Consider the following 19,430-nt stretch of genomic DNA (forward strand, 5'->3'; position numbering starts at 1 on the left):
CCGGCCACGACGGACGGTACCGTCCTGCCTGATCGCGAGGGAGGCGCCAATGATGCTCGTCACAGGTGCTTGACGTCGCTGTGGTTCTGCGAGCGACCCCCGGGGTTGGTGGCCCGCCTCTGGCGGACGGCGCCCCACGCGATTGAGTGAGAACTCTACCAGATCTGTCTGGTGGCCCGCACCAGTATCTCGTTGACCGCCACTCGGTGGCCGCGGCCGACCATGTAGGCGATAGCGTCCGCGATCTCGTCCGGCCTCAGCGCCGCGTCCCGGGCGGCGTCGTCGAGGCAGCCGACCTCGCCGGGTTCGACGATGCCCACCCGCACCCGGTCGGTCACCAGCTCCTGGCGCAGCGACTCGGTGAATCCGGCTAGGCCGAATCTGGTCAGGTGGTAGACGCTGCCGCCCTGGTGAGCGATGCGTCCGGCCACCGAACCGATGTTCACGATGTCGGCAACCTGTCGCGGCGAACTCGCCACGGCGTCGATGAGGTGTGGAAGGGCCGCGTGCGTGAGATGGACGAGCGCGGACAGGTTCAGCGCGATCATCCGGTCCCACTCCCCGAGCGTCGTGCGCAGCGCGGTACCGCGCAGCGCCACGCCCGCACCGTTGATCAGCACATCCAACCGGCCGAATCGGTCGAGAGTGTCCGACACCGCGCGAGCGGCTTGCTCCTGGTCGGTGATGTCGGCCTCGACCGCGACACCGTGCCCACCATCCGAGGTGATCACCCCGACTGCTGCCGCCAGCCGGTCTCGGTCTGCGCCGATCAGGGCGATCGCGGCTCCCTCGCGGGCCAGTCGTCGCGCCGTGGCCGAACCGACGTCGACGTCGGCGCCGGTGACCAGCGCTACGGTGCCATCCAGAGGTCCGTCGAGCATGGGCTCATCCCTTTCCGTCGAGTACGACCGGGAGCTGGCCGGGCACGGCGAGCACCCCGTGGTAGGACCTCGCGCCCGTGGGAATCACTGGTCGCCGGACGATCGACGAGGCGCGATCGCGCCCGTACCTCGCGCATTGGACGGCAGGCGTTCGTGGAGGCGAGCGAGCGTCGCGGAGAGCACGCGGGAAACGTGCATCTGCGAGATCCCGACCTCCGACGCGATCTGGCGCTGCGTCCGGTCCTCAAAGAACCGCAGGCCGAGGATTCGCCGCTCCCGCTCGGGCAGGGTGGCGATCAGCCGCTTCAGCGTCTCGCGGTCGTCGACCTTTCCGAGCGCCTGATCGAGCGCGCCGAGTGACTCGACGAGCGGCGAGCCGTCCGGCCGGTGCGTGTTCGGCGCGTCCAGCGGTATGGGCGTGTAGGCGCTCGTCAGCTGGAGGCCTTCGACGATCTCCTCCACTCCGACGCCGAGATGGTCCGCAAGGTCGGTGGCCGTCGGTGACCGGCGGTCGCGGTGGCTGAGTTCGGTCACCGCGGCGTCGAGCTGGAGGTAGATGTCTTGCAGGCGGCGGGGCGGCCGTACGTACCAGCCGTGATCGCGGAAGTGACGTCGGAGGTCACCGGCGATCGTCGGAACCGCGAACGCCAAGAACACCGTGCCGCGGGTGGGGTCGAAGCGATCGACGGAGGTCAACAGTCCGACTCGCGCCACCTGGAGCAGATCGTCGCTCGGTACGCCGCGCCGCGCGAAGCGGCGGGCGATATTTTCGGCGAGCGGCAGGTGAATCAGGATGAGCCGCTCGCGCAGCACCGGCCGTTCCGGAGCCGAGACGTCGAGCGCCGCGAAGCGCTCGAAGTGTGGAGCGACCTGCCGGTAGTCGGAGTAGTCGGGGAAGAAGGTGTCATCGCGCCGCCCCGGGCGCTCGATTTCCGGGGTCAGTGTCATGGCCGTCCTTTCCAATGTCGGTGCTGGAATGCGCCGGAACAGGAACACCACGCCTCAGACGGCTGTTCGGTGGGCAGGCGGCTCAACGTCCCACCGAAGCCGAGCGGCGCGGCGTTCGTCCTCGCTCAGTCCGCCCCAAATCCCGGCGGTCTCCCCGACGGCCAGCGCCCAAGTCCGGCACGGGATCAGCACCGGGCACCGACGGCACACCGACTTCGCGAGAGCCAGTTGGATCAGGGCTGACCCGTCGTCACCGGCTGGGAAGAACAACTCCGGGTCCTCGACGCGGCATGCCGCTCGGTTTCGCCAGTTCATGGAGATCCCCTGTGGAGAGTTTCGCTTCGTCTTGATCACTGTGTGTCGACCGGGGTGCCGAACGCACCGGGGAATCTCCCGGGTCACCCCCCGGGCTTTAACCAGGTACCCGGGCCCGTCCGCCTGGGACGACGCGATCGACGTCGCCCGCTCCAACCTGCGTCGCCTGTCTTCCGAGTAGGTGGGGCAGCGGGTAGTCGCGCAAGTCGACCAGCTCGAACTGCGCGTCGCTGCGCCGGGCGGCGATGTCGTGCACCCACCGGGCGACGGCCGCGCCGTTGCGCCCGGCTCCGCCACCAGCAGAGCTCGACGGCTCGCGTCCGGGCACTGGTCGTCTGCGCACCGGCGGTGTAGATCATGTCGAAGCGTCCGACGCCGAGCTGGATCACGGTTGTAGGGACGCCCAGGCCGCGTGATCGCGCAGGTGCAGCAACGGCGCCAGCCCTGCCTCATCGAACGCCGTCACGAGGTCCGTCGCGGTTTCCGACAAGTGCGTCCAGCCGTCGTAATGAGCCGGGATTACGATCGCGGCACCGAGGACCGCCGCGGCGGCGGCGGTCCGGCGGCTGTCCAGCGTGACGGGACGGCCACGGAACTTCGACGGCACCCTGGCCGCCCCCGCGAAGAGTATGGCCACGTTGACGTCTGGTACGCGCCGAGATATCTCGGCCACTGTTCGCAATGACGCGTTGTCGCCACTGATGTAGATGACCGGTAAGCCGGAGCCGGACAGCACGAACCCGGTGACCTCGCAATTGACGTTGCCGCCGGTGTCACGCTCACCGTCTTCGGGGCCGTGCACGGCCGGCACTGCCAAGACGGTCAAGTCGCCGCCGCCATCGGCGCGTGGCACCGAATGCGACGCCCATGCAGGCAGCCCGACCGCCCGCGGCCCCAGTCGCCCGGCCGCGGCCGGGCCGGTCAGCACCAGCGGTGCCGCCAGCGCGAGGGCCCGGCCGCGGTCGTCCAGGTTGTCCGGGTGGTCGTCGTGGCTGACCAGGACGACGTCAACGGGGCCGAGATCTGCTTCCACCACGGCCGGTCCGGCCACCTTGGTCAGGTAGCCGTGCGGCCCCGCCGCGTCGAACGTCGGGTCCACGACGATTCGCAAGCCTCCGATGTCGATGAGGACGGTAGGACCACCGAGGACAGTGGCGGCGCAATCCCGCCGGGTGAACACGCCTGTCATGACCTTGATCTCCTCGACGTAGCCGTGTCGCGGACGGGACCTCTCGTGGGCACCCTCCGCCGACCACGGGCGCGCCGGAGGCTCTTCGGGTTCCGTTGCCTGACACCACGGTCGCGTTCCCGGGCACCGCGTCGCGCCGGTTGAACACCCTGGTCCGGCGCAGACCCCGGTCACTGGTCGCCCAACCCGTGACCAGCGAGCAACGCGGTCTCCGCCGCCGGTACGTGGCCTGGTGGGCGGGCTTTCGGGCGAGTGCCCAGTGTGTTGGCCAGGGAGTTTCCCCGGCGCGAGCGGCATCGGTCGTCGCCCAGGCTGGAGGGCGTCCGGGAAACGTGGATTCGGTAGGTCGCAGGTGGTGAGCCCACCGGCCACCCGGAACTCGGCTTTTTCGTGCGGAACTCCGACTGAAAGGCAGTGCGTGACATGACCACGCTCGAGCAGCGAACCGACCGTGCCGTCCGACCGTTCACTGTGCACTTCCGTGAGGAAGCGCTCGACGACCTGCGTCGCCGTCTCGCGACGACGCGCTGGCCGACGCGGGAGCTCGTCGGCGACCGTTCGCAAGGCGTGCAGCTGGCCACGATGCGGGCGCTCGGTAAGTACTGGGAGAAGGACTACGACCTACGGCGAGTGCCGTCCCGGCTGAACGCGCTGCCGCAGTTCACCACAGAGATCGACGGAGTGAACATCCACTTCGTCCATGTCAAATCCAAGCATGCGGACGCACTGCCGCTGATCATGACCCACGGCTGGCCAGGCTCGGTCATCGAGATGCTCGACACCGTCGGCCCGCTCACCGACCCCACCGCACACGGTGGTACCGCCGCCGACGCGTTCCACCTCGTGTTGCCCTCGCTGCCTGGGTACGGCTTCTCCGCCGAGCCGGCCGAGGTCGGGTGGGACCTGGTGCGCACCGCCCGGGCCTGGGCGGAGCTGATGCGCCGGCTCGGCTACGACCGGTACGTGGCCCAGGGCGGTGACGTCGGCGCCGGCGTCACCGACGCGATTGGACGGCTCGGACCGCAGGGGCTGATCGGCATTCACACCAACCTCCTGGTGCCGGCGCTCAACGACCCGGCCTCGCTGCCGGCCGGAACCGAGGAGGAGCGCGCGGCGCTGGCTGCGATCAAGGTCTTTCAGACCAGCGGAAACGGCTACTTCGTGGAGATGGCCACCCGGCCGGAGACCATCGGGTACGCACTGCTGGACTCGCCGGCCGCCCTCGCCGCCTGGATGATCGACCACGACACCGACGCCTACTACAAGATCGCCCGGGCATTCGTCGACGAGAAGCCCTCGGGCAACCTCACCCGCGACCACATCCTCGACAATGTCACGGCCTACTGGCTGACCGGCACCGGCGCGTCCACGTCACGGTCGTACTGGGAGGCCTACGGGCCGGACGCGCCCGCCGCGGGACGCCCGCCGCTTCCGGACCCACGGGTTCCGGTCGGTTTCAGCACGTTCCCCGGCGAGATCTGGCGGACGCCGCGCAGTTGGGCCGAGAAGTCCTACCCCACCCTCAACTACTTCGGGCAGGCCGAGCGCGGCGGCCACTTCGCCGCCTGGGAAGAGCCGGAACTGTTCGCGGTCCAACTGCGGGCCGCGTTCCGTCCGCTGCGATAAATCGTCGGCCTCCGGGCCTCGTCACCAGCGCATCGGATCTCCTCGCCGGCTGAGGCCATCGCCTCGCAAAGCGCCCGCCGCACCGTATCGACGTGGCACTGGCGCATGGCCCAGCCGGCCATCCGCACTACGCGTCAACGATTCAACGAATCAAGAGGTGGAAAACGATGACCTCGTCCGCGTCCCGACCCACTCGACGGCAGTTGCTGCAGGGCGGCCTCGCAGCCGGCGTCACCATCGCCGCATCCTTCGCGCTCGGCCCGGCCCCCGCGAACGCGGCACCGCCCACCGGCCCGACCCGGATACGCCCGTTCCGGGTCGCCATCCGGCGCGAGCGGGTGGACGAGATGCGTCGCCGCATCGCCGCGACCCGCTGGCCGTCTCGCGAGCTCGTCGCAGACCGCTCACAAGGCGTGCAACTGGCGACTGCACAGGCTCTCGCCCGATTCTGGACGACCAGCCACGACTGGCGCCGGACCGAGGCGAAACTCAACGCGCTACCGCAGTTCAAGACTGAGATCGACGGCGTCGACATCCACTTCATCCACGTACGCTCACGGCACCACAACGCGTTGCCGCTCATCATGACCCACGGCTGGCCCGGCTCGATCGTCGAACTGCTCGAGACGGTCGGCCCGCTGACGGACCCGACCGCGCACGGCGGTACCGCGGCGGACGCCTTCCACCTCGTACTGCCGTCGATCCCCGGCTACGGCTTCTCCGGCAAACCGAGCGAACTCGGCTGGGACACCAGCCGGACGGCGCGTGCCTGGGCCGAACTCATGCGTCGCCTCGGTTACTCCCGCTACGTCGCCCAAGGCGGCGACGTCGGCGCCGCCGTCACCGACAACCTCGGGCGCTTGGCACCAACGGGACTGCTGGCTATCCATCTGAATTTGCTGGTCCCGGCCTTGGCAGGCACCGACAGCCTGCCGAAAACCACCGACGATGAGAAAGCCGCGCTCGCCGCACTCGAGAAGTTCTCGGCGAGCGGCAAGGGCTATCTGGTCGAGCAGTCGACGCGCCCGCAGACGATCGGCTACGCACTTCTGGACTCCCCCGTGGCCCTGGCGGCCTGGATGCTCGATCACGATACCGACAGCTATCGCAAGATCTCCCGTGCCTTTCTCGGCGGCCCGCCGTCGGGCAACCTCACCCGCGAGCACGTCCTCGACAACGTCTCTGTCTACTGGCTCACCGGCACGGGCGAGTCGGCCGCCCGCACGTACTGGGAGAGAGCCCAGACCGCCGCTGCGGGCCACAGCCCTTCGCCGGTGACCGTCCCGGTCGCGTTCAGTGCGTTCCCGGGCGAAATTTTCCGGGCGCCACGCAGCTGGGCCGAGACGAGCTATCCGACCCTCAGGTACTACAACAAACCTGTGCGGGGCGGGCACTTCGCGGCCTGGGAGGAGCCCCAGCTGTTCACTCAGGAGATCCGTGCCGCCTTCCGCTCGGCCCGCTGACTCGAGGCGCGGGCCACGGCCAATGGCTTCACGGGCGCCGTCACTCCAAGCCTTGGGGCGGCTCGGCGTCGGTCAGCGCGTTGACCCGGCGCATACCACCGACGACGCCGCGAAGGAAGCCATCAGGCGATGTCCGCAACCCATAAGGTGTTCGGGCCGCCGCGGTGAACAGGCGTTGCACCAGGTCAGGCGGGTGTCCGGACTCTTGCCGGGCCGCGTGGTGATCGGGGTGCGGCCGCGAATCAGACCACGTAGCACGGTGGCCAGGCTTTCATCAGCCTGGCCACCGTGCAACGCGCGACCGGCCGCCCGTTCACACCGCCGCGCCGGACCAGTTCGGCGTAGATCGTCCGAACGCCGTAAACGCCGTAATTCTCCGCGTGGATCTGCTTGATCACGGCGGTGACTTCCTCGTCCCGGGACGCCGGCGCCGAGACCGGCCGATTGCAGGCGGCGTAGTAGGTACTCGGAGCGATCGACACGCCTGCTTCCGGGAGCGCCTGCCCACATTTTGCCCACATCGCCAGCCCCACGCTCCCCGTCATCCTCCGACGAAGAGCGTCTGACCAGCCAAAACGCGGTCGGGGTGGCGGGATTTGAACCCACGGCCCCTCGCTCCCAAAGCGAGTGCGCTACCAAACTGCGCCACACCCCGCGGCACTGCGCCGCCAGTGTAGGCGGTAGCGACCCGCGACGGCTCGCTGCCCCGGCCGCGGCGGCGCACGCCACACGGAACTCGGTGGCAGGACCACCGGCCCGTGCCGTTATTATGGTGCCGGTCGCACGAGCGGCCACCTGCGGGTGTAGCTCAATGGTAGAGCCCCAGTCTTCCAAACTGGCTACGCGAGTTCGATTCTCGTCACCCGCTCCACCGCACAACGGGCCAGGTCAGCGGCGAGTCTCCGCAGACCTGGCCCGTTGTCGTACGCGGGCCCCACGGATCTTGATGGGTCAAATGTCGAACCTTGCGCGGCAACGGGCCGTGTTCCCCTCGGACCGCCAAAATTCGAGAGGGGCGCACCAGTGTCGTGGGTACGGGACCGGATCGCACGGGCCCGGACGGTGCCCCCTGCCGAGTGGCTGCTGCTCGGCGGCCTGGTGACGCTCGCGCTGCTGATCCGCTACGCCTGCCGCAGCTATTACACCTCTGACCTGGTCGTCTTCGGCGAATGGTACGACCAGCTCCAGGCTGCGGGCGGCGTCCGGGGGCTGCGGGAGCCGATCGGCAACTACAACGCGCCGTTCCTGTATCTGCTGGTGATCGCCGGGTGGCTGCCGGGCGCGACGCTGATGAAGATCAAGCTCATCCTCGTCGCATTCGACGTGCTGCTCGTGTTCTTCGTCCACCGGTTGGTCGCGCTGCGGTGGCCGGGGTGGCGAATCCCGGCGGTGGCGGCGCTCACGGCTGCGTTCTTGCCGACGGTGGTGATCAACGCCTCGATGTACGGGCAGTGCGACTCTATCTGGGCCGCGTTCTGCCTCGGCGGCGTCTACTTCCTGCTGCGCGACCGGGAGTGGATGGCGGTGGCGTTCTTCGCCACCGCGTATGCGTTCAAGCCGCAGGCCGTCTTCATCTTCCCGCTGCTGATGCTCGCCGTGCTGGGCGGACGCGTCCGGTGGCGGGCGCTGCTCGCGCTGCCGGTGGTGTACGTCGCGCTCGACCTGCCGGCGCTGCTGCTGGGCCGGGACCCCGTCGAGTTGCTCGGGCTCTACGCCGGCCAGCTGGACGAACCGTCGGCACTACGGCGGGGCGCCCCGTCGGTGTACCAGTACTTGCAGGTGACGGTCGGCCAGGGCGTCCTGAAGAACCTCGGCTATCTGTTCGCTGCCGCGCTGGTACTCGGCATCTGCTACGTGCTGGTCTCTACGCGGACGAAACTCGACCGGGCCCGCCTGGTGACCGCCGCCACCTGCTTCGCGATCCTGGTGCCGTTCTTTCTCCCGGCGATGCACGAGCGCTATTTCTACCTCGCCGACGTATTGTCGCTCGTGCTCGCGTTCTACCGGCCGCGACTGTGGTTCGTGCCGCTGATCGTCCAGACGTCGTCGTTCCTCGCCTATCTTCCGTTCCTGTTCCGGACCGGTCCGCTGGGGCCCCTGGTCGACCCGCGGCTACTCGCGACGCTAATGCTCGTCGCGCTGGTGGTCACCACGTATTCGCTGCTGTACGACGTCCGCAACAAGGCAGTAGCGGTTCGGCAGGTACGGGCGGGACTGGACCAGTTTGACGAACCGCGCGCGGAGCGCGACGCAGTCGGATCTTTGACATGAACTTTCCGGCCGGTGGGGCCGTGAGGCTGGTGGCGTCGCGGACCCGCCGCGCCGACCGACTACGGGGAAGGGCACACGGATGGCGCTCTTGACGGGGACGCGCGAGCCGGCGACGACGGCCGACGACGACCTGAGCGTGGTCGCGCCGTCCGCGGCGCCGCCGAAGCCTCGCCGGTGGCGAACCGTGCTGCGGTGGACGATCACCGTGCTCGCGGCGCTGCTCGTGTACGCCGCGCTGCTCTTCCCGAACCGGGTGTACCTGCTCACCCCGAAGGCGTTCCTGCGGATCCCGGTGGAGGCCGTGGTCGGCGCCGCCGTGCTGCTGGTCCTGCCCGGGCGGCTGCGCCGGATCCTGGCCACGGCCGCCGGGGCGTTTCTCGGGGTGCTGACCGTGCTGAAGGTCCTCGACATGGGGTTCTTCGAGGTCCTGGCCCGGCCTTTCAACATTATTTTTGACTGGGGCTTCTTCGGGAACGGCTTCGACTTCATCGAAGGCTCGTACGGGCGGGCCTCGGCGATCGGGGCGACGGTCGGCATCGTGGTGGCCCTGCTTGCGGTGGTGACGCTGATGACGCTCGCCGTCCGCCGGTTGTCGACGACGCTGGTGGACGCCGAGCCGCACGCGACGAGGCTGGTTGCCGCGCTCACCGTGGTCTGGTTCGTGTGCGCCGGCTTCGGCTACAGCGTCCAGGGGTTGCCGCGGACCAGCAACGTCACCGCTCCGTTCGCCTACAACACGATGAAGAACGTGCCCGCGGCGCTGCTCGACCGGCAGCGGTTCGCGAAGCAGCTCGAGCAGGACGCGTTCCGCGACACCCCGAGCAGCCAGCTGCTGTCGGCCCTGAGCGGCAAGGATGTCGTGTTCACGTTCATCGAGAGCTACGGGCGCAGCGCGGTCGAGGACCCCAGGTACGCGCCGCAGGTCGACGCGTTGCTGGACGAGGGGTCGCAGCAGCTGAAGGCGGCGGGGCTGACCGCCCGCAGCGCGTTCCTCACGGCCCCGACGACGGGCGGCGGTAGCTGGCTGGCGCACTCCACGCTCTACTCCGGCCTCTGGATCAACAACGAGGCCCGGTACCGCAGCCTGGTGAAGAGCGACCGGATGACGCTGACCGGCGCGTTCAAGCGGGCCGACTGGCGCGCGGTCGGCGTGATGCCCGGGTTGACCGGCTACTGGCCGGAGGGCGAGTTCTTCGGCTACGACACGATCTACGACTCCCGCAACCTCGGCTTCCAGGGCCCGAAGTACCAGTGGTCGGCGATCCCGGACCAGTACATCCTGTCGAAGCTGCAGCGGGAGGAGCTGTCGAAGCCGGGGCACGCGCCGGTGGTGGCCGAGGTCGAGGGGACGTCCAGCCACGCGCCGTGGTCGTACGTGCCGAAGCTCACCGACTGGGACCAGGTCGGGGACGGCAAGGCGACGGCGGGTCCGCGGCCGAGCTTCTCGCAGAAGAACCCGTCCCAGGTGCGGACGCAGTACCGGAAGACGATCGAGTACTCCCTCTCGACGGTGATCTCGTACGCCCAGAAGTACGTCGGCGACGACACCGTGCTGGTGTTCCTCGGCGACCACCAGCCGATTCCGCTGGTCACCGGGCAGAACGCGAGCTGGGACGTGCCGGTGACGATCGTCGCGAAGGATCCGAAGGTGTTCGACCGGATCACGTCCTGGGGCTGGCAGGACGGGGTGAACCCGGCGCCGGACGCTCCGGTCTGGAAGATGGACGCGTTCCGCGACAAGTTCCTGACCGCGTTCAGCGGCTGAGTCCGCGGGGCCGCGTGCTGCGGCTCAGCCGCCGGACCGGGTTCGGCGGCTGAGCCGCTGGCCCGCCGGGGGCCGCGGCCGGCCGCCGGGCGCGGACATCACACGGCCGGCCGCCGGCCGCCGGGCGCGGGCGGGCGCGGCGGCCCGCGTCAGGTGAAGTACCGGCTGAGGCGGGTGGCGAACTCGGCGATCTCGGACGCCGAGCGCTCCGGCGCCACCAGCGGAGACTCCAGCCAGTCGACCTCGGACGGCGTTCCCCGGAACCGGGCGAACACGTGCTGGTGGAAGTGCGGGACCCGGCGGCCGACGATCGCGGTGAAGACGTGCTCGACCGGGAGTTCCGCGCGGAGCGCCCGAGCCGCCGCCCAGGCGGTGTGAGCGACGATCGCGACCTCGTCGGGCTCCATCGCGTCCCAGGACTCGACGTGGCGGCGGGTCTCGACGAACAGGTAACCGAGCGGGCCGTACCCGGTGGGGTCGGCCCCCCGGTGCGTGACGACCACGGACTCGTCAGCCCAGACCATCGGAGCGAGCAGCTCCCCCCGCCCGGCGTGCTTCTCGCAGATCAGGCACTCGTCTGCCATCCGCCGACGGTACGCCGATCAGCCGAGGCTTTCATCCTGTGCCGACCGCCTAGAGCAGCGGGCCCGCGTGACCGGCCAGGCAGCGCCACTCACCCGCCTCGCGCACCCAGGTCTGGGTCACCGGCATCCGGAACGAGCGGGAAGCGCCGTCCACCTCGACCTGGTCAGTGACGACGCAGGTCACCAGGCCGGTATCACCCAGCACCACGACCTCGGTGCGGTCGACCAGCTGCTGCCGCCAGACCAGGTCACCGGCGGTGTTCGACCGGACGTACGCGGCGCGGTCGAACACCTCACCGCGGTGCGACGTCCACCGGAACCGTGGATGCAACACCGCCTCCAACGCGGATGCCCGGCCCGAGGCCAGCGCCTGGGCTCGCCGCTCGACTGCTGCCCGCAGGGCGTCTTCGTCGGTCACCCGCCCAGTCTCCCGGAACACCGCGATCACGGATGGTGTTGCTCTCAGCGGGTATCAAGGAGGAGGCCCTGATCATCGGAGGTGTCTTTATGGCTCGCACCGCAAGTGGGTCCCTGCGACGTAAGACTCGGCTCGCCGCCGCCGCCAAGGTGGCGCGGGAAGCATCCCGGCCGGGCTCGCCGTCGATCGCGGCCCGCCTCGGCGCGATCCCGCGCATGATCGCGGCGTCGGCGTCCGGCCGGTACCCGGGCCTGTCGCGGCTCAAGCTGGCGTTCCTCGGTGTCGGCGTCGCGTACGTCGTCTCGCCGATCGACGCGCTGCCCGAGGCGTTCATGTTCCTGTTCGGCCTGGCCGACGACGTCGCGGTCGCGGTCTACCTGGCGGGCGCGCTGTTCGCCGAGACCGACCAGTTCCTGGAGTGGGAGCGCACGGTCGCGCCGCCGACGATCAACGGGCAGGCGTACTGATCGTCACCTGCTCGAAGACGCGAGCGATTTGCGGGCGGTCGGCGGCGCAGGTCAGTACGGCCGGCTCCGACCAGCCCGCCCGGACGGTCACGGTGGCGCCGTCCAGCCGTACCCGGGTCGTGCGGTCGTCCAGTCGCTCGACGCCGAGCGGCGTGAGCGCGTCGAGCGAGTCGTCGCCGGTGGCGAGGCGGGCGTAGTGCTGGGCGGCCTGCACCGCCGGAGGGAACGCCGAGCGGCCGCGGAGGTACGGGGGAACCACCCGGCCTGCGCGGTACGCTTCGGCAACCGCTAGGGCCGAGTTCGGGTCCAGCGTCCCGTAGTACAGGCCGTGCGGCAGCAGGACGAGGTTCGCCGAGAAGCGGTCGCCGCCGACGTGCGAGCACTCCCACGTACTGCCCCGACGGGCGGCGTCCAGGGCCGCGGCGACCGGGCGTCCCTCCACCGCACAGCACGTGTCGTGGCGGCCGTGGGCGCACACCAGGTGCACCGGTTCCCGCGACGGCGGTCCGGTCGGCTCGAGCGGGACGTCGAGCAGCTCGCGCTCCTCGAAGAACGTGCCCCACCAGACACCCTCGCGACCCGGCCGAGCGTCGACCACGGCGTAGGCCCGGGACTCCGGTTGCCCAGGAACGACGCCCCCGGAACCGAAGGCCCGGCGGGCGCGCCCCGGGCGGCGGATCAGCACGGCGCGGACGCCGACCGCCGTGGAACGTTCGGCCACCCGCAGCAACTCCGGCGACGCGTCGAACGCCCGCCGCGGCCAGGGCCCGCCGTGCTCGATCAGCAGCCACCGCTCCCCCGGTGACGCGGTGCCGAATAGCTGGTCACCACGGGCCCGCGCGGTCACCGCACACCGCGGTTTCGGGACGGCAGCGGCCCGAGCAGGCACCGTCACCCGGCGTCCCCCGGATCGGTGCGCGGCAGAGCGTCCACAACAGAGGACGGGACGCAGACCGCCTCGCGCAGCAGGCGACGGACCAGCACCACCCGGTCGCCGGGATCCAGACCCGGCAGATCACCGACCCGCACCGGCGCACCGGACAGCAGGGTCTTCACCGCGGGCGCGGTCAGCGCCGGAAGCGTCAGCGTCCGGTCCGGCAGGCGCAGCACCACCGAGCCGTCCGGGAGATCCGAGGCAGCGCAGTGCAGGTGCCGCCGCAGCCGCACCACGGTCTGCTGGTCGAGCGCGGCCACGGCGGCGGCCTGGGCCAGCGGTGTGACGGGCTCCGGACGGCTCTGCGGACGGACGGCCGCCCGCAGCCGCGAAGCCACCACGGACGGATCAGCGGTGTGCAGCCACCCGGCGAGCGCGTCGACCACCGCGGTCAGCTCGGGCGCGAGCGCGGTCGGGTCGTCGAGGTCGATCCCGAGCGGAAGCGACTCGCGCAGCGTGGGAACGTCGGCCGCCAGCGCGGCGAGCACGTCGACGAGCGCGTGCCGGGTCACCGGGTGGACGCCGATGGTCAGGTGCACCGACGTCGCGCCGAGCGCCTGCGCCGAGTGCAGCCAGCCGCGCGGCAGGTAGAGCGCGTCACCGGGGCGGAGCACGGTGTCGATCACCGGTTCCTCGGACGCCCGCGCGGCGACCGCGTCCGAGCGCGCGTTCCACGGCTGAGAACGCAGCGGATGCTCCAGCACCGGCTCGTGGATCAGCCAGCGCTTCTCCCCGGCCACCTGGAGCACGAACACGTCGTGGACGTCGTAGTGCGCCGCGAACCCCTGGTTCTGCGGCGGCGTGACGTAGGCGTTGATCTGGACGGGATGGCCGAGGTCGGTGGCGAGCTGCTGTCCGAAGTCGACCAGCGGCGGCCACGTGCGGTGGAGCGCTTGAAGGACGATCGTCGCGCCGTCCACGAAAAGTTGCATGACGCGCTCGTCGACGACCTGGTCGGCGATCTCCGCCCCCGCACCTGCCTGGCCGGTGTAGCGGCTCGGGTCGATCACCGCCCCGTCCTTGGCCAGCCGGATGAACGGCGTCCGCAGGCCGCGCCGAGTGAGCAGGTCGTCGACGGCGTCCAAACCGAACAGGTCGGCGAACTCGCCACCGGTGCTCAACAGTGGACGCTGCGACCAGTGCTCCTCGGCGAACCGCTCGGTCGGGATCGAGACGCACCGCCGCAGCGCCGGACGACCGGCCGGAGAGCCGGTCGTCCGGAGCGGCAACACGGAATCAACTGTCACTGCGGCGCCGCACCGCTGTCGGCCGCACCACCGTCCGCGCCACCGTCGGCGCCTCCGTCGTGGGCACCGGGCGTACCGGCCGCACCCGCGTCCGCCGGACCCTCGGCACCACCGTCGGCGCCTCCGTCCGCGCCACCGTCGTGAACGCCGGGAGTGCCGGCGGCTCCCGCGTCCCCCGGGCCTTCGTTGCTGCCGGGGCCGGAGGTCGCGATGTCGTCGTCACTGAGCGCCATGAGGGGTTCCTCTCTCTGCGGGGGTCGAACGTGGTGGCGAATGCCCCCGCAGCGCGCGGATTACACCAACTACGCCGCAGGTACTTCCGGACGGGTCTCTAGCGGCACCGGAGGCTCGGCTTCGAGCTCCAGCAGCCAGCGCAGTGCGTGCTCAACGCCGTTCACGTAGTGCGGATCGGTACGGATCGGCATCAACGGGGACGCCGTACCCGCCAGCACCACGTCACAGCGCTGGATCTCGGCGATGATCGTGTCGCCGTCGGCGGGACCGGAATCCGGCCCCACCGGCGCGGCGTCCACCGCACCGGTCGCCCAGTCGAGCGCGGCCCCGGCGCCGCGCAGGAAACGACTGAACTCCGGACTGACGGGTGACTGTGTCTTGGTCGAGTACGCCGCGAGGGCCCGGCGTTCGTTCTTCACGAGGACGTGGTCCCGCATCAGGTTCCTTCTCCTTCATGGCAGCAGGCCGGAGGGCCCACCACTCGAGCTGACACCTGCCTACCCGTGAGCATGGTCGAATGAACGGCGGCAAGGTTTCGTATATGTCACATCCCTATCCGTACCGTTCAAGAGTCCCGATTCGTCCAGTCCGAGAGGCCCCCAGATAGCAACAGGCACACCCAGGCGTGGGTGGTGTATGACAAAACGGCACACTAGGAACGAAGACATCCGCGCCGCACGATCTGGAGGAGGTGCCCGATCCGCGCCCAGATCGAGTTGGAGCCCGTCGCCTGGAGCCCACGGCTGGCCCGGCGCTTCGTTGCCGACACGCTAGGCCCACGCGCTGACGTCGACCTGGTCGACGCGGCGGAACTGTTGGTCACCGAACTGGTCACCAACGCGGTGGTCCACGCCAGGTCGCGCGCCACCGTGCTGATCATCACCGGCCGTGACCGTTCGGACGTCCGGATCGAGGTCCACGACGAGGCCTACGAGCCACCCCGGCTGGGCGGCTTCGACCCCGACGCGCTGTCCGGCCGGGGGCTCGCCCTGGTCGACGCGATGTCCGACCGCTGGGGCGTCGAACCGGACGGCCCGTCGCGGTCGGGGAAGCGGATCTGGTTCGAACTCCGCGTCCGTACGCCCCAGCACAGCGTCGTGTGCTGAAGGTCTCACTTCTGGCAGGACGGGCACCAGAACAGGTTCCGGCCCTCGACGACCGCGGTCCGGACCGGTGTCCCGCAGATCCGGCACGGACGGTTCGCCCGGTGGTAGACGTAGCGGCCCGCGCCGCGGTCCTGCCGGCTGGGCAGCTCAGGGTCCCGCTCCGCGTCCTCCGGGCGCAGCGTCAGGATCCGGCCCACCCGCACGCCGTCGGTCATCAGCAGGACCAGGTCGTCCCAGACCGCGGTCCACTCCTCCACCGACACGTCACGCCCCGGCCGGTACGGGTCGATCCCGGCCCGGAACAGCGCCTCCGCCCGGTAGACGTTGCCGACCCCGGAGAGGACGTCCTGCCGCATCAGCAGCGCGCCGATCGACGTCCGGCTGCGGCCGATGCGTGCCCAGGCCCGATCGGGTTCGGCGTCCGCGCGCAGCGGGTCGGGGCCGAGCCGCGCCAGTAACGCGTCCCGGCCCGGGTCGTCGAGCACCTCGCACGCGGTCGGCCCGCGCAACTCGGCCCAGGCCGGCGTCTCCCCGCCGCCGGTCAGCAACAGCCGGATCTGCCCGCGAGGCGCGGGCGGTTCCCCTGCGCCGTCGACGAACGTCCCGTACAGGCCCAGGTGGACGTGGAGCCAGCGGTCACCGTAGTCGTGGAATAGGTGCTTGCCGTGGGCGTCGGTATCCCGCAGCACGAGCCCGTCCAGCGCCGCCGCACCCGCCTCGAAACGGCCCTGCGGGCTCGACGCACGCACCGGCGCGCCGACGAGCAGCTGCTTGTGCCGCTGGGCCAGCCGGTGGATCGTGTGTCCTTCGGGCACGTTTCTCCTCGGTGAGGGGTTGGCAGATGGCGGACGAGTCCTCCTCGCACCATCGTCACCGCGAACGGCGTCGACGCGACCGTCGTCCGGCCGACGTCGGCCCCGAGGCGCCCCGGCCGGAAGCGGCGAGCGAGGCCCGGGACGCCGACAAGGTGCTGCGTGGCCTCGTCGGCGCAGGGCCCTCGATGCTGAGCCTGGACGCGGCGATGCGCGCCCGCGACGCGTCCCGCCCCACCGACGAGGACCTGGCCGACGCGGAGCAGAACCTCACCATCGTCCGGCGCCAGTACGTCCCCACCGAGACACTGCCCCCCGGAATCCGTCCGGCGAACCGCCCTCAGGGCAGCGGCGGCAGCTGACCCGAGCGCTCGTACTCGGCCAGCAGACCGATCCGCCGGGCGTGCCGCTCCTCGCCGCTGAACTTCGTCTCCAGGAACGCGTCGACGATCGCGGTCGCTTCCTCCGCCGAGTGCATCCGCGCGCCGATGCCGACGACGTTCGCGTCGTTGTGCTGCCGGGTCAGCTGAGCGGTCTCGATGTTCCACGCGAGCGCGGCCCGGACGCCGGTGACCTTGTTCGCCGCGATCTGCTCACCGTTGCCGGACCCCCCGATCACCACACCGAGGCTGCCCGGGTCGGCGACCACGCGGGTGGCCGCGGCCAGGCAGAACGGCGGGTAGTCGTCCTCCGGGTCGTACTCGTGCGGCCCGATGTCGACGACCTCGTAGCCTGCCTCGGTGAGATGGCCGACCAGGTGCTGCTTCAGCTCGAATCCGGCGTGGTCGGAGCCCAGGTAGACGCGCATACCGGCATCCTCTCAGGAGAGCGAGACCGGGAACGCGATCGGGTCGAGCACGTCCTTGACCGCGATCGCCACCTGGTCCACGGCCGTGCGGGCCGCGTCGTAGACCCCTAGGCGCCGGAAGAAGCCGTGCGGCACCCCCAGGTACCGGGTGGTGACGACCGGGACGCCTGCGGCCGCGAGCGCCTCCCCGTAGGCCTCGGCGCCCTCCCGCAGCACGTCGAACTCCGCGGTGATGATGAGCGTCGGCGGCAACCCGGCCAGATCCTTGATCCGGGCCGGGGAGATGTCCTCGTTGTCCGGGTCGGCGCCGGCCAGCCAGGTGTTCCACGCCCAGTTCATCTCGGCGACCGAGAGCCCGTGCTCGATCCCGGTCTGCGGGTCGGGCCCCACCGGCGGCTCGGCGAACGGCTCGACCGGCGGGTAGATCAGCGCCTGGAAGTCGAATCCGGCGTGGGCGTCGCGGGCCCGGCGGGCGAGGATCGCGGCCAGCGTCCCACCGGCGGAGTCGCCGACCACCGCGGTCCGGGTGACGTCCAGCCCCAGCTCGTCGGCGTGGTCGCGGACCCAGGCCAGCGCGTGCACGGAGTCCTCGACCTGAGCCGGCCACGGGTACTCCGGCGCGAGCCGGTAGTCGATCGCCACCACCGCGCAGTGCGACCGGTGAGCCAGCCTGCGGCAGGCCGCGTCGTGCGTGATCAGGCTGTCCCCGACCCAGCCGCCGCCGTGCAGGTAGAACATGACCGGCGTACCGCGTCCGCCGCGCGGGTTGTAGAGCCGGATCGGCACCCCGTCGGCCTCCAGGTCCACGACGATCGGCACCGGTGCCGGCGGGCCGCCGAGCGCGGGCGCGTTGTCGTTCTCGGCCGCGCGTGCTGCGGCGATGTCCGCGAGGGTGGGCTCCGGCGCCGGGCCCGGCGGGATGGTTTCGCTGGCGAGGTCTGCAACAGCTTGTGGGTGCAGGTTCATCGCGACAACGCCTCCGGTTGAACATCGGGTGTAGAGATCGCGCCCAGGTCCTCGTGCACGTCCGCCAGGACGAGGCCGGTCCGCGCCTTCGGGGTGAACCATGTGCTCTTCCGCGGCATCGTGGCGCGGTCCAGGTTGACCTCGACGAAGTCCTCGACGGTCACCGGTGCGAGCAGGACGGCCAGCGCGGCACGGTCGGCGTCCACCTCGGCGGCGAGCCAGCCGGCCGGGTAGTCACCACCGATGTACGAGATCGCGGGGTGGTCGGGCGTGAGGCCCAGAACGTGCCGGATCAGCAGTTGCTCGACGACCGTGTGGTCGAGCCGGTCGACGGCGCTGCCGGCGGCCGGCGGGAGCGTCACCTCGTACGTCTGTCCGTCGGCGTAGAGCACAACGGTGCCGCGCGGCGGTGTGGCCGGGCGTCCGTCCACCGACCGCACACCAGCGCCCGAAGCCCGCAACCCGTCCAGGATCTCCGGCACCGGCATCGGCAGCTGCCGGAGCAGCCGCTGATAGGGCTGGATGCTCACCGACCCGGCCGGTGCCACGACCGCCAGGAAGCGGGTCAGGCCGGCCTGCTGCGCGGCCAGGCTGCGGTGGTTCCCGTCGGCGACGACCAGCTCCCCGGTATCGGCGGCCGCCAGCAGACGGTCGCGGTCCGGGCCCGGCCCGACCAGCCAGATCGCGTGCGTCAACCCGTGCTGATCGACGTCGGTCGCATCCGGTTCCCCCGATTCCGCGACGACGTCCGCGAGCGCTTCGTGCAGCGCGTCGCCGTCGGCCTGGACCAGCAGCACCGGGCTGGTGAGGGTGGCCAGCGTCTGGATCAGCGCGGTCCGCTCGGCGACCTTCGCCGCGAAGACCTCCTCGTTGCGGATCACCCGACCCGGGGCACCCGGCCCGGCGGCGATCTCCGCGGTGTCGACGAGGCAGAACATCCCGAGGAAGCGGTCACCGATCCGGTAGACGGCGATCGCGTCGGTGAACGCCGCAAGCTTTCCGGTGTCGACGAGGCTCGCCAGCCGCGCGGACGCGGCGGGCAGCGCGGCGGCGAAGTCGAGCCCGGCGGCGACCGCCTCCGGAGTGCGGTGCGGCATCTCCACCCCGAGCATCGAATCGGGGTTGGCGGCCACCAACGCCGTGATCTCGGCGTCGTCGGCGAACTCGTCGTAGTTCTGTGCGCCAGTTTCTCCGGTCGACGCCCATCCGACCGGTATGGGCTGTAGTGCACTCATTGCCCCCACGCTACCGCGCTGGTCAGCAGGGACTGGGTCGCGGGGGCGGCGCGTCGTGCGCACGGGCAACTCCTCCTCGATTGGCATGGGCGCGCCGTGCGCGGGGGATCGTGCGCTATGGCTTACCCCGACACATCCATGGCGCAACCTGGGGAGGATCC

22 protein-coding genes and 2 tRNA genes are annotated in these 19,430 nt (G+C 70.7%); 8 read left to right on the top strand and 16 right to left on the bottom strand.

Going from position 1 to position 19,430, the window contains the following annotated elements; all coding sequences use genetic code 11:
* Window positions 1–155: 155 nt before the first annotated feature.
* The 4 genes from BUB75_RS15825 to BUB75_RS15845 form a co-directional block, all read right to left on the bottom strand.
* Entirely contained in the window at window positions 156–881 is a 726-nt protein-coding gene (locus BUB75_RS15825) for an SDR family NAD(P)-dependent oxidoreductase (protein ID WP_073257822.1), read from the bottom strand.
* A gap of 84 nt (window positions 882–965) precedes the next feature.
* Window positions 966–1,880, bottom strand: a complete 915-nt coding sequence (locus BUB75_RS15830; RefSeq protein WP_218617543.1) for a SigB/SigF/SigG family RNA polymerase sigma factor — start codon at window positions 1,878–1,880, stop codon at window positions 966–968.
* Between the two features lie 3 nt (window positions 1,881–1,883).
* The gene (locus BUB75_RS15835) at window positions 1,884–2,144 is read right to left on the bottom strand and encodes a WhiB family transcriptional regulator (RefSeq protein WP_073257824.1); all 261 of its coding nucleotides are present in this window, start codon (window positions 2,142–2,144) and stop codon (window positions 1,884–1,886) included.
* Between the two features lie 385 nt (window positions 2,145–2,529).
* Window positions 2,530–3,333: an MBL fold metallo-hydrolase gene (locus BUB75_RS15845; protein WP_073257827.1), complete on the bottom strand. Its 804-nt coding sequence runs from the start codon at window positions 3,331–3,333 to the stop codon at window positions 2,530–2,532.
* 423 nt (window positions 3,334–3,756) lie between these two features.
* On the opposite strand from BUB75_RS15845, the gene BUB75_RS15850 reads away from it, so the two are divergent.
* Both BUB75_RS15850 and BUB75_RS15855 read left to right on the top strand, forming a co-directional pair.
* Window positions 3,757–4,959, top strand: coding sequence for an epoxide hydrolase family protein (locus BUB75_RS15850; RefSeq protein ID WP_073257829.1), 1,203 nt, complete (start codon window positions 3,757–3,759; stop codon window positions 4,957–4,959).
* A 167-nt stretch (window positions 4,960–5,126) separates the two neighbouring features.
* Entirely contained in the window at window positions 5,127–6,422 is a 1,296-nt protein-coding gene (locus tag BUB75_RS15855; RefSeq protein ID WP_073257831.1) for an epoxide hydrolase family protein, read from the top strand.
* A gap of 242 nt (window positions 6,423–6,664) precedes the next feature.
* On the opposite strand, the gene BUB75_RS15860 is transcribed toward BUB75_RS15855, so the two are convergent.
* Both BUB75_RS15860 and BUB75_RS15865 read right to left on the bottom strand, forming a co-directional pair.
* A complete protein-coding gene (locus tag BUB75_RS15860) occupies window positions 6,665–6,967 on the bottom strand; it encodes an IS3 family transposase (protein WP_143175236.1) in 303 nt (100 codons plus the stop codon).
* 36 nt (window positions 6,968–7,003) lie between these two features.
* Window positions 7,004–7,077 (bottom strand) — tRNA-Pro (locus BUB75_RS15865).
* Between the two features lie 142 nt (window positions 7,078–7,219).
* Between BUB75_RS15865 and BUB75_RS15870 the strand changes: the two genes are divergently transcribed.
* The 3 genes from BUB75_RS15870 to BUB75_RS15880 all read left to right on the top strand — a co-directional run bounded on the left by BUB75_RS15870 (window position 7,220) and on the right by BUB75_RS15880 (window position 10,458).
* Window positions 7,220–7,293, top strand: a tRNA-Gly gene (locus BUB75_RS15870).
* A 152-nt stretch (window positions 7,294–7,445) separates the two neighbouring features.
* Window positions 7,446–8,693 carry a hypothetical protein gene (locus BUB75_RS15875; RefSeq protein WP_073257835.1) on the top strand — a complete coding sequence of 416 codons (1,248 nt, stop codon included), beginning with the start codon at window positions 7,446–7,448 and terminating at the stop codon, window positions 8,691–8,693.
* Between the two features lie 79 nt (window positions 8,694–8,772).
* A complete protein-coding gene (locus BUB75_RS15880; RefSeq protein WP_218617544.1) occupies window positions 8,773–10,458 on the top strand; it encodes an LTA synthase family protein in 1,686 nt (561 codons plus the stop codon).
* A 149-nt stretch (window positions 10,459–10,607) separates the two neighbouring features.
* Here the strand turns inward: BUB75_RS15880 and BUB75_RS15885 are convergent, their stop codons facing one another.
* Window positions 10,608–11,042, bottom strand: coding sequence for an HIT family protein (locus BUB75_RS15885; protein WP_073257837.1), 435 nt, complete (start codon window positions 11,040–11,042; stop codon window positions 10,608–10,610).
* Between the two features lie 49 nt (window positions 11,043–11,091).
* Window positions 11,092–11,460, bottom strand: a complete 369-nt coding sequence (locus BUB75_RS15890) for a nuclear transport factor 2 family protein (RefSeq protein ID WP_178379877.1) — start codon at window positions 11,458–11,460, stop codon at window positions 11,092–11,094.
* An 89-nt stretch (window positions 11,461–11,549) separates the two neighbouring features.
* On the opposite strand from BUB75_RS15890, the gene BUB75_RS15895 reads away from it, so the two are divergent.
* Window positions 11,550–11,927 carry a YkvA family protein gene (locus tag BUB75_RS15895; RefSeq protein WP_073258459.1) on the top strand — a complete coding sequence of 126 codons (378 nt, stop codon included), beginning with the start codon at window positions 11,550–11,552 and terminating at the stop codon, window positions 11,925–11,927.
* Here BUB75_RS15895 and BUB75_RS15900 read toward each other — a convergent pair.
* The 4 genes from BUB75_RS15900 to BUB75_RS15915 form a co-directional block, all read right to left on the bottom strand.
* On the bottom strand, window positions 11,908–12,822 hold the full coding sequence (locus BUB75_RS15900; protein ID WP_178379878.1) for a ferredoxin family protein: 915 nt from the start codon (window positions 12,820–12,822) through the stop codon (window positions 11,908–11,910). The genes BUB75_RS15895 and BUB75_RS15900 overlap by 20 nt on opposite strands.
* Window positions 12,819–14,093 carry a cupin domain-containing protein gene (locus tag BUB75_RS15905; protein ID WP_073257841.1) on the bottom strand — a complete coding sequence of 425 codons (1,275 nt, stop codon included), beginning with the start codon at window positions 14,091–14,093 and terminating at the stop codon, window positions 12,819–12,821. Before BUB75_RS15905 ends, BUB75_RS15900 begins: the two co-directional genes overlap by 4 nt.
* A gap of 11 nt (window positions 14,094–14,104) precedes the next feature.
* Window positions 14,105–14,341, bottom strand: a complete 237-nt coding sequence (locus BUB75_RS15910) for a hypothetical protein (protein ID WP_073257843.1) — start codon at window positions 14,339–14,341, stop codon at window positions 14,105–14,107.
* Between the two features lie 69 nt (window positions 14,342–14,410).
* On the bottom strand, window positions 14,411–14,779 hold the full coding sequence (locus BUB75_RS15915; RefSeq protein ID WP_073257845.1) for a hypothetical protein: 369 nt from the start codon (window positions 14,777–14,779) through the stop codon (window positions 14,411–14,413).
* Window positions 14,780–15,058: 279 nt separating this feature from the next.
* On the opposite strand from BUB75_RS15915, the gene BUB75_RS15920 reads away from it, so the two are divergent.
* Complete coding sequence (locus BUB75_RS15920) at window positions 15,059–15,448, top strand: ATP-binding protein (RefSeq protein WP_178379879.1); 390 nt, start codon at window positions 15,059–15,061, stop codon at window positions 15,446–15,448.
* A gap of 5 nt (window positions 15,449–15,453) precedes the next feature.
* On the opposite strand, the gene BUB75_RS15925 is transcribed toward BUB75_RS15920, so the two are convergent.
* Window positions 15,454–16,263, bottom strand: coding sequence for an Fpg/Nei family DNA glycosylase (locus tag BUB75_RS15925; RefSeq protein ID WP_073257848.1), 810 nt, complete (start codon window positions 16,261–16,263; stop codon window positions 15,454–15,456).
* Between the two features lie 26 nt (window positions 16,264–16,289).
* Here BUB75_RS15925 and BUB75_RS15930 point away from each other — a divergent pair, with 26 nt between their 5' ends.
* Window positions 16,290–16,622 (top strand): hypothetical protein, encoded by a 333-nt coding sequence (locus BUB75_RS15930; RefSeq protein WP_073257850.1) that lies wholly within the window; start codon window positions 16,290–16,292, stop codon window positions 16,620–16,622.
* On the opposite strand, the gene BUB75_RS15935 is transcribed toward BUB75_RS15930, so the two are convergent.
* From BUB75_RS15935 to BUB75_RS15945, 3 genes are read right to left on the bottom strand one after another with little or no spacing between them, the layout of a single operon-like run.
* Complete coding sequence (locus BUB75_RS15935; protein ID WP_073257852.1) at window positions 16,601–17,068, bottom strand: ribose-5-phosphate isomerase; 468 nt, start codon at window positions 17,066–17,068, stop codon at window positions 16,601–16,603. The genes BUB75_RS15930 and BUB75_RS15935 overlap by 22 nt on opposite strands.
* 12 nt (window positions 17,069–17,080) lie before the next feature.
* Window positions 17,081–18,034 (bottom strand): alpha/beta hydrolase, encoded by a 954-nt coding sequence (locus BUB75_RS15940; protein ID WP_073257854.1) that lies wholly within the window; start codon window positions 18,032–18,034, stop codon window positions 17,081–17,083.
* On the bottom strand, window positions 18,031–19,269 hold the full coding sequence (locus BUB75_RS15945; protein WP_073257856.1) for a DUF1015 family protein: 1,239 nt from the start codon (window positions 19,267–19,269) through the stop codon (window positions 18,031–18,033). The genes BUB75_RS15940 and BUB75_RS15945 overlap by 4 nt, the downstream gene beginning before the upstream one ends.
* Window positions 19,270–19,430: the final 161 nt, after the last annotated feature.

This window comes from Cryptosporangium aurantiacum (assembly GCF_900143005.1).
Lineage (GTDB): Bacteria > Actinomycetota > Actinomycetes > Mycobacteriales > Cryptosporangiaceae > Cryptosporangium > Cryptosporangium aurantiacum.